This is a genomic window from Paenibacillus ginsengarvi (assembly GCF_003626695.1).
GTDB classification, from domain to species: domain Bacteria; phylum Bacillota; class Bacilli; order Paenibacillales; family NBRC-103111; genus Paenibacillus_AB; species Paenibacillus_AB ginsengarvi.
Map to the genome: position 1 here is coordinate 16,812 of NZ_RBAH01000032.1, position 14,005 is coordinate 30,816.

At 55.6% G+C, this 14,005-nt stretch carries 12 protein-coding genes; 11 read left to right on the forward strand and 1 reads right to left on the reverse strand.

Annotated features, from left to right (window positions below):
* Nucleotides 1-260 precede the first annotated feature (260 nt).
* The 7 genes from D7M11_RS30620 to D7M11_RS30650 all read left to right on the forward strand — a co-directional run bounded on the left by D7M11_RS30620 (nucleotide 261) and on the right by D7M11_RS30650 (nucleotide 7,940).
* The gene (locus D7M11_RS30620) at nucleotides 261-1,385 is read left to right on the forward strand and encodes a Gfo/Idh/MocA family protein (protein ID WP_120751088.1); all 1,125 of its coding nucleotides are present in this window, start codon (nucleotides 261-263) and stop codon (nucleotides 1,383-1,385) included.
* 144 nt (nucleotides 1,386-1,529) lie between these two features.
* A complete protein-coding gene (locus tag D7M11_RS30625) occupies nucleotides 1,530-2,447 on the forward strand; it encodes an SDR family oxidoreductase (RefSeq protein ID WP_205127136.1) in 918 nt (305 codons plus the stop codon).
* Nucleotides 2,448-2,693: 246 nt separating this feature from the next.
* Complete coding sequence (locus D7M11_RS30630; RefSeq protein ID WP_240041379.1) at nucleotides 2,694-3,905, forward strand: MDR family MFS transporter; 1,212 nt, start codon at nucleotides 2,694-2,696, stop codon at nucleotides 3,903-3,905.
* 214 nt (nucleotides 3,906-4,119) lie between these two features.
* Complete coding sequence (locus D7M11_RS36995; RefSeq protein WP_193556325.1) at nucleotides 4,120-4,575, forward strand: peptidase inhibitor family I36 protein; 456 nt, start codon at nucleotides 4,120-4,122, stop codon at nucleotides 4,573-4,575.
* Nucleotides 4,576-4,771: 196 nt separating this feature from the next.
* Entirely contained in the window at nucleotides 4,772-6,403 is a 1,632-nt protein-coding gene (locus D7M11_RS30640; protein WP_158606926.1) for a plastocyanin/azurin family copper-binding protein, read from the forward strand.
* A gap of 194 nt (nucleotides 6,404-6,597) precedes the next feature.
* Nucleotides 6,598-7,173 carry a sigma-70 family RNA polymerase sigma factor gene (locus D7M11_RS30645; protein ID WP_120751092.1) on the forward strand — a complete coding sequence of 192 codons (576 nt, stop codon included), beginning with the start codon at nucleotides 6,598-6,600 and terminating at the stop codon, nucleotides 7,171-7,173.
* Nucleotides 7,170-7,940 carry an anti-sigma factor gene (locus D7M11_RS30650; protein WP_120751140.1) on the forward strand — a complete coding sequence of 257 codons (771 nt, stop codon included), beginning with the start codon at nucleotides 7,170-7,172 and terminating at the stop codon, nucleotides 7,938-7,940. The genes D7M11_RS30645 and D7M11_RS30650 overlap by 4 nt, the downstream gene beginning before the upstream one ends.
* 106 nt (nucleotides 7,941-8,046) lie before the next feature.
* On the opposite strand, the gene D7M11_RS30655 is transcribed toward D7M11_RS30650, so the two are convergent.
* A complete protein-coding gene (locus tag D7M11_RS30655) occupies nucleotides 8,047-9,402 on the reverse strand; it encodes an ABC transporter substrate-binding protein (protein ID WP_120751093.1) in 1,356 nt (451 codons plus the stop codon).
* Between the two features lie 406 nt (nucleotides 9,403-9,808).
* Here D7M11_RS30655 and D7M11_RS30660 point away from each other — a divergent pair, with 406 nt between their 5' ends.
* The 4 genes from D7M11_RS30660 to D7M11_RS30675 all read left to right on the forward strand — a co-directional run bounded on the left by D7M11_RS30660 (nucleotide 9,809) and on the right by D7M11_RS30675 (nucleotide 13,987).
* On the forward strand, nucleotides 9,809-10,243 hold the full coding sequence (locus D7M11_RS30660; protein ID WP_120751094.1) for a DUF6526 family protein: 435 nt from the start codon (nucleotides 9,809-9,811) through the stop codon (nucleotides 10,241-10,243).
* A gap of 225 nt (nucleotides 10,244-10,468) precedes the next feature.
* Nucleotides 10,469-11,593, forward strand: coding sequence for an ROK family transcriptional regulator (locus D7M11_RS30665; RefSeq protein WP_120751095.1), 1,125 nt, complete (start codon nucleotides 10,469-10,471; stop codon nucleotides 11,591-11,593).
* 30 nt (nucleotides 11,594-11,623) lie between these two features.
* Nucleotides 11,624-12,439, forward strand: coding sequence for a PIG-L deacetylase family protein (locus D7M11_RS30670; protein ID WP_120751096.1), 816 nt, complete (start codon nucleotides 11,624-11,626; stop codon nucleotides 12,437-12,439).
* Nucleotides 12,440-12,673: 234 nt separating this feature from the next.
* Nucleotides 12,674-13,987: a uracil/xanthine transporter gene (locus tag D7M11_RS30675; RefSeq protein WP_120751097.1), complete on the forward strand. Its 1,314-nt coding sequence runs from the start codon at nucleotides 12,674-12,676 to the stop codon at nucleotides 13,985-13,987.
* The last annotated feature ends 18 nt before the right edge of the window (nucleotides 13,988-14,005 follow it).

Below are 14,005 nucleotides of genomic sequence, written 5' to 3' on the forward strand. Positions count from 1 at the left end.
TTTTTTCGTCGGAATGTCTTTTCCGCCGTCTGCACTTTAGTCAGCTATTGTCCTGTCTTTTCTCATCTTTTACTTGTCCGCGGTTCCTCTTTTTTTGTATGCTACAAGTATGCGCTATCCTATTGCGTTCTTAGATTAGCAGCTTCTTGGCAACAGGGGAGAAATCGACAATACACCCTAGACAATTGCTCATCTCCACGGAACTGATCGAAAGACAATCTTGCGCGTCTCGTGCAACCATAATCGAGAGGGGAACGGATATGAATCGTGTTCTAAGGTTCGGCATGGTAGGCGGAGGAGAAGGCGCTCTCATCGGAGACATTCACGCCAGAGGAGCGACGTTTGACCGCAAAAGCGCGCTGGTGGCGGGCTGCTTCTCGCGGGATGCGGCCAAATCGGAAATAACCGCCAGGAAGTGGGGCATCGATTCGGATCGGGTATATGCGACATACCGGGAAATGGCGGAGAAGGAAGCGGCCCGGGAAGATCGTATCGATTACGTCTCGATCGTGACGCCGAACAACTCGCATTACGACATCGCGAAGACGTTTCTGGAACACGGCTTTCACGTAGTTTGCGACAAGCCTTTGACGGTTGAGCTTGCGGAAGCGGAGGAGCTGAAGCGGATCGCGGAGCAAAACGGGCTGCTGTTCTGCGTAACCTATACGTATTCCGGTTATCCGATGGTGAAGCAGGCGAGGGAGATGGTTCAGCGCGGGGAAATCGGCGACATCATTACGGTGATGGCCGAGTATCCGCAGGAGTGGGTGCTGCACGCGAGCAAGCTGTCGTGGCGGATGGACCCGAGCCAGGGCAAATCGTGCTGCGTCGCCGATATCGGGGTTCATATCGCGCATACCGTTTCGTACATAACCGGACTCCGGATCGATTCGCTTTGCGCCGATATGCTGTCGCACGGGCCGCTGATGGAGCTGGACAACAACGCCAACATGATGGTGAAGTATACGAGCGGCGCGACCGGCATGTACTGGTGCTCGCAGGTGGCAGCCGGGAGCCGAAACGGCTTGAAAATACGATTGTTCGGCACGAAGGGCTCGCTCGAATGGCAGCACGATCGCTATGAGGAGCTTCAGCTGGCGCTATCCGGCAAGCCGCTGCAGCTGCTCGCCCGGGGGAGAGATCCGATGTTTCCGGCGGCGGCGGCTTTCAATCGGCTGCCGGGCGGACACCCGGAAGGGCTGTATGAGGCGTTTGCCAACATTTATGCTGCGTTCGGCGCTGAACTAAGCGGAATACTGGACGGCAGCGGCAGCGGAGCGGCGGCCGATTACCCTCGTATCGACGACGGGATCGACGGCGTCCGGTTCATCGACAAATGTTTGGAAAGCTCGCAGGGCGGCGTTAAGTGGGTGCCGTATTCGTAAGTTGTTGCACTTATAAGTAAATAAGGCGCGGCAGTCTGGGACTTGGGTTCCGGGCTGCCGTTTTTTTTGTTGCACGCCATCAATATGACATTAGTTGACATGTTAATCGGGTAAACTGGGTGGTGATTAGAACAGGAGGAATAGATGATGAAGAAACCTTTGAGCGGTAAAGTAGCCTTGGTGGCCGGAGCGACCCGCGGGGCGGGAAGAGGCATCGCGGTCGAGCTGGGAGCGGCGGGAGCGACGGTTTATGTGACCGGACGAACGACGCGGGCGCAGAGATCCGAATACGGACGTCCCGAAACGATCGAGGAGACGGCCGAGCTCGTAACCGAAGCGGGAGGCAACGGAATTGCCGTGCAAACGGATCATCTGGAACGCAGCCAGGTTCAAGCGCTGGTGGAGCGAATAACAAGCGAGCAGGGGCGGCTGGACATCCTCGTCAACGATATATGGGGCTCCGAATATTTAACCGAATGGAACGTGCCCGTATGGGAGCATTCCCTGGACAAAGGGTTCCGCATGCTCCGGCTGGCCGTGGATACGCATATTATGACGAGCCATTATGCGCTCCCGCTATTAATCCGCAGTCCGCACGGACTCGTCGTCGAGATGACGGACGGCACGGCCGAATACAACACCGAGCGTTACCGGATGTCGCTGTTTTACGATTTGGCGAAAATGTCGGCCATTCAAATGGCCCGGTCGCTCGCTCACGAGTTGAAGCCTTATTCGTGTACTGCGGTCGCCTTGACGCCCGGCTGGATGCGTTCGGAAATTATGCTGGACCATTTCGGCGTCAAGGAGGACAATTGGCGCGATGCTACAACGAAGGAGCCGCATTTCGTCATCTCGGAGACGCCGCGTTTTGTCGGCCGCGCTGTTGCCGCACTTGCCTCCGATCCCGAAGCTGAGCGGTGGAACGGTTTATCGTTATCGAGCGGGCAGCTCGCCCGGGTTTACGGGTTCCGCGACCTGGACGGCTCGCAGCCGGACTCTTGGCGTTACATTACCGAGGTTCAGGAAGCGGGCAAGCCGGCTGATGCGACCGGATATCGGTGATTTGGGAACAACCCGCGAGTCGGAAAGCGTCTTGCAGCCCTCCGGTCAAAACTATGGATGTTCCGTTCCCCGTTTTTTTGGTAAAATGAATGATAGTAAAGAGGGAACGTGCATATAGAGGCGACCAAGCTTCGCCGGTACATTTGCGGAAGCGGCAGTACGGAACGGTAATCACGTTCCGGTATTGCCGTTTTCAAGCTTTTATCCGGGCGGGCAGGGGCTGGACAACGAGGAAGGTGACGGACGGTGGCATTAAGGGCGTGGCAGGTGGCCCCAAGCGGCATTAAAGTAATGTATGTTTGCTCGTTTTTGATGAATCTGGGCTTTTACGCGCTGATTCCGTACTTGACCTTACATCTGACCGGTCAGTTTTTGTGGTCGATGGCGCTAACCGGCATTTTGCTCGGCGTACGCCAGTTTTCGCAGCAAGGCTTCACCTTTATCGGCGGCATTGTCGCGGACCGGCTCGGCTGCAAGCAGACGCTCGTTTTCGGCGTTATGGTGCGGGCGATCGGCTTTTCGTCGTTTGCTTTTTGCGGCAGCATCTGGCAGTTTTTCGCCGCGGCAGTCGTATCCGGGGTGGGTGGGGCGCTGTTCGAACCGTCGTACCAGGCGGCCTTCGCCAGAATGACGCCGGAGGAGCACCGAAAGATTCTGTTTTCGTTTAAAAATATCGTCTCCAATCTGGGCATGGTGTCCTCTACGATTGTCGGCAGCATCCTCAGCTCGGTCGACTTTTTTTATTTGTCGCTGCTTTCGGGCGGCATTTATTTCGTCATCGCGGCCATGATCGCCTGGAAGCTGCCGCGGCTCGAAGTGGAGCTTTCCTCGAACAGCGTGCTGGGAGATATGCTGGCGATTTTTAAGGACAAGCCTTTCGTCATTTACACGTGTATTCTCATCGGTTACTATTATTTGTTCATGCAGCTGTTCCTGACGCTGCCGCAGCTTGCGGAAGCAGTGACCGGAAGCCGGATCGGGGTCGCTTACGTGTACGGCGCCATTTCGGTTTCGGTTATTTTGTTTCAGCTGCCGATTACCGCGAAGCTGCAAAAGTATGAAAACCGCTTCATGCTGATCGGCCTCGGCACGCTCGTCATGGGAGTCGGCCTGTTCGAACTCGCCTTCGCCTACAATCTCGCGCTGCTGCTCGCGGGCTCGATCGTGTTCGCGTTCGGCACGATGATCGCCGGCCCGCTGCTGATGGACGTGGTGCCGATGTTCGCGCCTCCGAGGCAGATTGCTTCCTACTACGGGTTTAACGGTTACTCGCTGGCCGTCGGCGGGGCGCTTAGCACAAGCGCGGGCGGCTGGCTGTACGATCTTGGCGGCGCATGGGACATGCCGGGCTTGCCGTGGACGGTATGCTTAGTCGTTGCGGTGTCGGCGGCGCTGTGCCTTTATATGTTGAAGGATAACTTGAACCGGACCCGGCACACATCTGGCTTGGGGGTTTAATCGGTAAGCTCGGCTTGTCCTTTGGGACGGCAAACGGAAACGGCTGCGGCTTGTTCCGCAGCCGTTTATCTTAAGGAAGCGCGGTTTTTTTTGCGCGCTTCTTTTTTTCGTATTAAGTTAGTTTGCTATCTTCGAAGATTCCACTCTTTTTCCCTAGCAATTGCACAAGCCTCGCCGAACTCGCAGCGTATACTATCCGCGAGGAGGTGATGACATGAACAAAACTATAAAGGCGAGAAAAGCATATGTTCGGAAAGCCGCAGTTCGCAAACCTGCTACCCGGAAAGTAAAGGTCGCCCAAGTTCTTCCCCGGTTATCCTTGTGGAGCGACGCCAATTTCCAAGGCAGACGTCTTCGATTCCGCGGCAACCTGGGAGTTCGGAGCCTGGTTGTGTTCAATTTCAACGATGTGTTGTCCAGCTTCGATTTCACCGGTCGGTCGACTAGTACACTCGTTTTGTTCGAAAATGTTAACTATCAGGGGGAACGCCGGGTATTCCGGGGATCGACCGAGGTGGCGTTTCTGAATAACTTCAATGACCGCGCTTCTTCCTTCATTATTTCGCGGGGGCGCTTGACGAATGCGCAAATCGACCGGATCCAAAACCGCCAATCGGCGCCTGATAATTTCGCCGAGGTGCTTGCGAACGGGACGGTAGCCCGGAAATAACAAGCGTGAAAATAATGATGCAAAAAAAGCAATGATCATACTGTTTGCGAAAGGGCGCCTTCGGGCGCCCTTTTCGCCTAATAGCCGTTTGCGAAATAGGGAGCGAATCTTTCGCTTTTTGGGGGAATCGATCAAACCGCGAGAAACGATTTGACGTAAACAGTGTGAAACGATAATAAGAGGAGGAATCATGAAGATGAACAAACGAAACAAGCTGACCGCTTCGCTGCTTACCGGATGGCTGCTGCTCGCTGCAGCCATGCCCGTGACCGCCGCCGCGGAGACGTCCGCTGCTCCCAGTGTAAAAACCGATGCCCAGGTGGCGGCCGAGCTGGGCGTGCTGCAAGGGGATGGCGGCGGCGTGACGGCGGGATATTTGGCGAAAGCGACGACCCGCATTCAGGCGGCGACCTTGTTTTTGCGTTTGAAGGGGCTTGAGCAGACGGCTCTTGCTTACAAAGGCTCGGACAACTTTGCCGACGCCGGCAGCGTCGGGGATAGCAATAAGACGATTATGTCGTATTTGAAGGCGAACCCGGCTCTGGGCTGGACGGGCACGGGAGAAGGCAGATTCGATCCTTTGTCGGGCGTCACCGATCAGCAGTATTACAAAGTGCTGCTGGAAGCGTTAGGCTATAAACAAGATGCCGACTTTACATATGAGGGCGCAATTGCTTTCGCGAAGAGCAAAGGCTTGAGCGGAATCGCAGAGGCGGGCGCCCTGCGTAACGGTCATATCGCGACGGCGACCGTAGAAGCGCTGAAGGCGAAGCTGAAGAGCGGCAGCAAGACACTTGCGGAATCGCTCGTGGAAGCGAAGGTGATCCAGGCGGACAAAGCCGCGCTTGTCAAATACGCCCGAATCGGAGTGGTTAACGACGCCGCGCTGGGCTCCTATCTCGCCGACGAGAACGGCAAAACGCTTTATTATTTTACAAAGGATCCGAAAGACGCGAGCGCCTGCAAAGATCAATGCGCCGTGAATTGGCCGGTTTATTATGCGGATCAAATCCAGGTATCGTCCCTTATGAATGCGGCCGACTTCGGTACGATCGTGCGTGAGGATGGCAAGAAGCAAACAACATACAAAGGGATGCCGCTTTACACGTTCATCAAGGACGAGAAAGCGGGCGATGTGAAGGGCCAAGGTGTCAACGACGCGTGGTTTGTCGTGAGTTTCCCGTCCGTCAAGGTCGCTTCCCAGGACGGTATCGGGAGCTACTTGGCCGATGCGGCCGGAAACACGCTTTATTTATTTACGAAGGATACGGATGGCAAAAGCGCCTGCTACGGAACATGCGAAACGAACTGGCCCATCTTTTATTCCGATCATATGGCGGCGAGCGGCGAACTGAAGGTCCAAGACTTCGGCACGATCGTGCGCGACGACGGCACGAAGCAAACGACGTACAAAGGAATGCCGCTTTACTATTTCGTCAAAGACGCGAAGGCGGGCGACGTGCTCGGTCAAGGCGTCAACAACGTTTGGTACGTTATCCCTCCTTCGGCGTCCGATAAGCAAGCCGAAGCCGAACAGCCCAGTGCGCAGGCGCCGGCAGGCAAAGCTTATGCGATGGATATTTTCAACTTCGAGTTTACCCAGCCGGAAATTACGATCGAGGCGGGATCGAGCATCACGTTTACGAATAAGGACAATATGCAGCATAACGTGGTATCCGATAGTCTGGTAGACGGTAAGCCGCTGTTCCAAACGCCGTTGTTCGGCCAGGGCGAGTCCTATACGCTGACGTTCGACAAGCCGGGAGAATATACGTACTATTGCGCGCCGCATAAAGCCTTTATGAAAGGCAAAATCATCGTCAAGTAGTAGCGTTATCCGATCCGATATCCGGTTTTTCTGGAGAAGCTTTCCGGGAAAGCCGGATGTTTCGTTTGATGAATATCCGCTCTATGGAGCGATTTGCGTATATCGCATCTTGCAAATCCGGTCGGATTGTAAGAAGATCACAATATGTACCGGACTAGCGCTTTGAGTCGATCGACGCGGGGAGTGTCTCTATAGTGCGGCAGTATACCGATGAACAATTGATGCATATGGTTATGGCGAAACAAAGCGAAGCGCTCGAGGAAATGTACGATCGCTATGCGAAGCTTGTATATTCGTTCGCGATGAAAACGAACAGCGACGGCCAGTTTGCGAATGAAATCGTTCAGCTTGTCTTTACGCGGCTATGGACGACCGAGGTCGGATATGACTCCCGAAGAGGCTTGTTCGTCAATTGGCTGCTTACGATAACTAGAAACATAGCGATCGATCAGCTGCGCAAGCTAAAAAAGCATGAGGCGGTCATGCCGCTGGAGCCGCACGTCTGGGAGCTCGTACCGGACGATCCGAAGCGCCATCCCGAGGAAATTGCGACGCGCAACTGGATGAAGCGGCATATCGAGGAGGCTTATCGGCATTTGTCGGAAAGCCAGGTCCGGTTAATCCAGGACTTTTATTGGGAAGGCTATACGCTCAGCGAAATAGCGGAACGTTACCGCGAGCCGCTGGGCACTGTCAAAAGCAGGCTGCACCAGACTTTGAAAATATTGCGGAAGCATTTGGCGCCGGCCGGAGGGGAGGGGATCGAATGAATCGGTTTAGCGAACATTGCGCAGCGTTGTTTTCGTATTTTCTGCGCGAGCTGCCGGAGGCGGAGGAGCGGGCTTTCGAGACCCACCTTGCCGGCTGCGCGGCCTGTCAAGAGGAGCTGAAGCAGCTGAAGATGGCTTGGGAGACGCTACCGTACAAGATGGAGGAGCTGGAGCCGCCGGAGCAGTTGAAGTCCGAGGTGCTGGGAGCGATTTTGCAGAAATATCCGGCTGCCGATGCCGTTTCGAAGCCTGCCGAGCGCGATATGGAACCAAGGCCTGTTCTTGTAAAAACGGAAGCAAAACGTAAAAAAAGCGCAGTGTGGCGTTATGCGGCGGCCGCCGTTATCGTGGTGCTGATCGGCTTTGCGGGCTGGACCGAAGTTTCGCGGCGGCTGGATAAGGCGACCGGCCATACACAGCTGCATACCCCTACCCAGCTCGTCGGGCAGTACAGCCTGAAGTCGTTCGACCCGGGGGTGCCGGCCGCAGCGGGCAGTGCCTGGATCATGAAGAAAGGGGAGAGCATGGAGCTTGTGCTGCAAACGAGCGGTCTGCCGAAGCTGCAAGGCAATCAGGTGTACCAGGTGTGGCTCGTGAAAAGCGGAGACCGCCACAACTGCGGGACGTTTCGCGTCGATTCGGAAGGAAACGGCGTTTTGACGTATGTCATCGACGAGGACGACCGGGAGTTCGATACGATCGGCATTACGCTGGAGCCGGATTCCGGAGGAATGCAGCCGCGCGGGAAAAAAATACTTGGTACCTAAATGCTGCAAAAGCCGAAACAATCGCGAAGGGACATTTTTGCCGCTCCTAGACAAAGCTCCCGCCTTGGACACCGAATCCGGTCCGGGCGGGAGCTTTTAGGTTTGCTTATTTTTTGGCGGCTAACGCTTCCTCGACTTTTTTGTTCGCCGCTTCTTCCGCATCGCGGAGAGCGGTGTTCGTATCTTTTTTGCCGGTTACGACATCCGTGTAGGCCGTATACAGGAAGCTTGGAACAAGGCTCATGTAAGAGTTGAACGGATACGGCGAGGCAGCCGATTCAAGCGGCACCGCGGCTTTCAGGTTTTTGCCCGCGAGTTTCGGAATGCCCTTGCCGAATACATCCATCAAGCCGTCGATTTTGATCGGCGGCACATAACCCTGCTTCGCGAACTCTTTCTGGAACTCCTCGGAGCCGATATACGCCGCCGCCAAAAACGCCTGATCGCGATTTTTGCTCGTGCTGGCGATTGCATAAAACGGCAATTGGAGTCCCGCACCTGCCTTGGGAGCATCCTTGAAGCGGGGAAGCTCGACGAGGTCCCAGTTGATCGGCGTCGTATCCGCGAAAGCCCAAGAGCCTGCGCTTTGTGCGGCGACCATCGCGACCTTGCCTTCCTTCCAGAACGGATCGTTGTAGTCGACGAAGGCGTTGCCCGGAATCGTATGGAAGCGCGCCAGGTTGTCGATCATCTTTTTCCAGTTGTCGTTGTTCAGCGTCGCCTTGTTCGTCTTCGTATCGATAAAGCCCTGGGACAGCTGGTTGACCGGGAACAGGTGGCCGTAGCCTTCCTGGAAGCCCATATACTGGACCCCGCCGTCCTGTCTCGTCATTTTTTTGGCGATGTCGTAAATGTCGTCCCAGGTCATGCCGTCCTTCGGATAGGCGACGCCGAACTTATCGAACAAGTCTTTGTTATAGAACAGGGCGACCGAGACGGTAGCGTTCGGAATGCCGTATATTTCTTTGTTTTTACCGAAGCCTTCCATCTGCTCCCGGATGGCTGGGTACAGTTTGTTCATATCGTAGCCGTACAATTTGACCAGATCGGCGACGTTGCTCTCCAGCTTGTTGTCGGCCATAAGCGAATAAAACGAGGCGCCGCTCACTTTGACCAGGTCGAGCGAAACACCGGCCGCGAGCAGCTCGGGAATCGATCCGCCGCCTTTGTCCTTGTTGTTGTTATATAACTTAAACGACATGTTCGGATATTTTTTCTGGATTTTGCTGCCGTACAGATCCATAAATTGCTCTTGCGAGTAGGCATTGGAGTTTTCGAATACGTTGATCGTAACCGGCTTCGAGGTCGCCTCCGCGATTTTGGCGGCGATATCGTCTTTCTTGGGCGCGGAAGCATCTCCCGGCTTATCCGCCGTTTTCGGTTCCGAATTGCCGCCGCTGCAGGCGGCCGTAACGAATACAAGCATAACGCTGGCTGTGACGCTTACCCATTTTTTGAACATGCGAATTTCCCCTCTCTGAACTTGATGAATTGACAACGCTTCCAAAAAACGAGCAGCTACCTATGCAGGTGAGGGTGATGATGGATTTGTTTCTGATGCGGCAGAATGATGTTAGACCATGACCCCGATTGTTTCATTTGCTTGAAGCAGGATGAGGCAGCAGAGTTGTATCGGCTTCCCCCTTTCATATAGTTCAGTATGCTGAACTTTTTTTAATATATTAAGTAATTCAAGAATATTACAATCGTTTTTAGCTGTCAATACATAGCTTTACATGAAAATATACAACCAGTCGTACTGGATTCGACAGGTTGAATCGGCATGCCATTTTTTCTTGTTCGGCTTCGGGCATTGTGCGGATTGTGTGCTATACTGGGCACATGCGATAGAAGGGGAGGGGAACAAGGTGGACGTCCAAAACTACGGGAACCACAAGCGGCTTCACCCGCCATACCATTTCGGTTTGTCCATACTCACGCTGGCGGTATTAATCGGCTCGATCGTCAATGCGGTTATTGCCTTTCGCAGCGGCGAAGGCCGGCTGGCGGCCTGTTTGCTGGTAGGGGTAGGAGTTGCGCTCGTTTTCTTGCTTGTATTCGTCCGCACCTATGCATTGAAGGCGCAGGATCGCGCGCTGCAGACGGAAGTGCAATTACGTCATTATATGCTAACCGGCAAGCCGATCGACTCGCGTCTCGGCGTGCTTCAGCTTGTCGCCCTCCGGTTTGCATCCGATGAAGAGCTCGCGGAGCTTTGCAGACGGGCGGCGGAGGAGCAGCTTAGCCCGGATGCGATCAAGCGGTCGATCAAGACTTGGCGGCCCGATCAGTACCGCATCTGACGGTGACGCTCTTTAGGACTACATAGGTACAGGAATACCGAGGAGTTGCTTGATTTTTGAGTGTAACGCCGGAACCGCGCGGTTCCGGTTGTTTTCTTTTTTGGGGATGAGTTTGGGGATGAAGTATTGACCGGTGCGTGTTAACTATGTTAGGATCTGCTTGATTCTATTAATTCGTTCGTCGAAACAATTAATTTGCCGCGAACGAGAGTTTCAGGAGAACCGATGAGGAAAAACGCAACCCAGCAAGCGATGAAGGAACGGAACAAGGCGCTGCTGCTGCATTTGCTATACGATCAAGGACCGATTTCGCGTGTCGAGCTTGCTCGTTTGACCGGGCTAAGCCCATCGACGGTGTCGATGCTGATCGAGGAATCGATCGGCGACGGCTTCGTGCATGAAATCGGAACGGTCGGCGGCAAAGTGGGGCGGAAAATGAAGATGCTGGACATCAGGCCGGACTGCGCTTATTCCATCGGCTTTGATCTGTCGAATATGGCGACCCGCTGCGTTTTGTTGGACGTTCGCGGCCATATCGTAGCCAGCGACAGGCTGGAGCGCCTGGCTGGGGAAGAGGAGCTAAAGGCGCATTTGCCGCAGCTGATCGAACAATTTGTATCGCGTCAGCGCGTGGAACGCGATTCCATCCGTTGGATGGGCATCAGCTTGCCGGGCATTATTGACGAGGAGAACGGCATCGTCCGGCAGTCGAACTATTTGGGACTGAAACAGTTCCCCCTCGCCGAGCTTGCTTCGCAATCCGCCGGTTTTCCGGTCAGGCTGATCAACGATCTGGACGCGCAAGGTTTTGCCGAACGGTTTAGCGGCTCGGCGAAGGGGATGAGGACGATCGTGTATATGTTGTTCGACTTCGGAGTGGGCGCCGGACTTCTAATCAATAACCAGATCTATCGCGGGGCAAACGGCCAAGCCGGCAGTATGGGTCCTTATGCCTCGTATTCGACCGGTAGATTAGCCGAAGAGCTGAAAGGCAAACATCCGGACCTGTTCGGCGGCTGCTCCGACGAGGATGCGGTCCGCAAACTCGTCGAGCTCGGCTTGAAGGGCGAAGCTCCATTCGGTCCGATGCTCGAGCGTTTGACCGAGGACATCGCCAAGTATTGCGCCACCGCGCTGCAGCTCATCAACCCGGAGCAGCTTATCCTGAACGGATGGCTGACGCGTTGCGAGCCCTACTTGGAGCGGCTGACACAGCGAATCCATCACTACGAAGCTTCGCCCAGCGGGCCGACGCCGGTTCGAGCCTCCTACTGGAACGAGTTCGGCGGCGCAGTCGGCGCGGCTTCGATCGGGCTCGATTCTTTTTTCGGCTACCACCAAATCACGTAAACGTTTAGCTTAAGAGGGGAGAGGTCTAGGTTGACGGAACAGCTGCGAATTATCATCATTAAGGCACATCCGGACGAAGGGGAAATTTATGCGGGCGGCACGACGGCGTTGTTCGCCGAGCTCGGTCATCAGGTGAAATTTTTGTCTTTGACAAACGGCTGCTGCGGCCATCACGAAATGTCCGGCCAAGAGCTGGTGGAGCGGAGAAAGCGGGAAGGGCTGGAGGCGGCGAAACGTCTCGGGATAGCCGAATACGAGGTATTGGACACGCCGGACGGCGAACTGCTGCCCGATATCGCTACGCGCAAGGAGGTCGTCCGCCAAATCCGCCGCTGGAAGGCCGATATCGTGATTACGTTTCATCCCGAGAAAGGACACCATTCCGACAACCGCTATACCGGAGACGTTGTACGCGATGCCGCTCCTTTTGTGAACGTGCCATTGTTTGCGCCGGAAGTACCGGTTTCGGGCAAAAGCCCGGTATATATGCTGATGCCAGACTACTCGATGCTGCATCGGTACAGAGCGGATATCGCGATCGATATCGGACCGGTGCTCGAGAAAAAGCTGCTCGGCTGCGATGCGCATGCTTCGCAATTTTACGAAAAAAAGGGCAAGCAGCACGAGGTTCCCGAAACGTGGGAAGGGCGCCGCGCTTACATTCTCCGCGATTGGTCCCGCTCGTTCTACAAGAAGGACATCATGAACGACTGTTTGGAGAAATGGTATGGAAGCGAACGCTCGGGGCTTATCGAATACGCGGAAGCGTTCGAGCTTGCCCCTTACAACATGGCGACGCCGACCGACGAAGAGTGGCTGGAGCTGTTCCCGATGCTGAAGCGGTAACAGCGGTTGAAGCTTGCCCTGCAACACCGGACTGCCGATTTGCGGCAGTCTTTTGTTCGTGAGGCAGGATGTATCGCCATGCTTCAAATGGCAGGATTAGTCCCGAAGCCTTTGACAAATTTGCATGATCGCTGCATAATGTCGTAGACTTGCGGAAGCCACTTCCGGACGTTTCGGCATGCGCCGAAAGGGTCCCGGACCGATTGCGCTGGAAAGGATAGGGAATTTTTTGCCATGAAACGTTCTTCGCAGCTTGAAACCTTTCTTGGCAGCCTGCAATGGCTGTTTTTCATTTTTGCCAACACCGTGGTCGTGCCTTTATCGGTCGGCGCCGCTTTCGGATTATCTGGGGAGGAGATCGCCGCCGCCATGCAACGGTCGTTTCTGCTGACCGGGGCGGCCTGTTCGCTCCAAGCGCTTATTGGTCACCGCTATCCGCTGCTCGAAGGGCATTCCGGCATGTGGTGGGGAATGCTGCTGGGCCTTGCCGGCTCGGCGCCTTCGCTCGGCTTATCGTTGACCGGAATGGGCGGCGCCGTCGCGCTAGGCATTATCGCCTCCGGCCTGCTTACGTTCTTAATCGGGGCGACGGGTTTCAGCGGCGTGCTGGCACGGCTGTTCGGTCCTGTCGTCACGTGCGTTTACTTGTTTTTGCTGGCGCTGCAATTAACGCTTATTTTCTTCAAAGGTATGATCGGATACGTGCCCGGCCATCCGGTACGTGCGGACGTGCTTGTCTTGTCCGTGTGCGTTGCCATCCTTGTGATTATCGTGCAGTCGGGCAAAGGGGCGGTTCGCAATTACGCCGTGCTTATCGGGATTGCCGCCGGATGGATCGTATACTCGCTCTGGATTGCAGAACCGGCAGCCACCGATACAGGCACAGGTGAGGGAGGAGCGTCGCTGCTGGGCTTGTTCCCGTGGGGAACGCCGCATCTGGAATGGGGCGTCTTCTTGACGGCGATGGTCACCGGACTGCTTAATGCCTCCAACAACTTGGCCGCTATTCGCGGAGCCGACGAGCTGTACGGCCGGCGTCCCGAACCGGGCAGCTACCGGCGTTCGTTCATGCTGACGGGCGGCTTCACGTCGATTGCCGGAGCATTCGGCCTCGTGCCGTACGCTCCGTTTACCTCGACGCTGGGCTTTTTGCAGACGACGGGACTGCTGAAGCGGGCGCCGTTTATCCTCGGCTCGGCGCTATTTATCGTCGTCGGGCTGGTGCCTCCGCTTGGCGCTCACCTGTCGGCGATGCCGATGACAGTCGCCCAAGCCGTGCTGTTCGTCGCCTACTGGCCGTTGTTCGGTTCGGCGCTGCGGGCGGCTCAGGGCATAACACTTACGAACGGAGCCGTGCTGCGTCTGGCGGGCCCCGTCATCGTAGGCGTTTCCCTGATGAACGTGCCGGCCGAGGCATTTTTGAGCTTGCCGGCGCTGATTCGGCCGATGCTGAGCAACGGTCTGCTGATGGGGGTGCTGGTCGCGGTCATTTCGGAAAATGTATTCGTGCGCGGCAGCGGGCCCGCTCCGGAGAGCGGCGTCCGTTAATCGCCCCGCCGGGCGCTT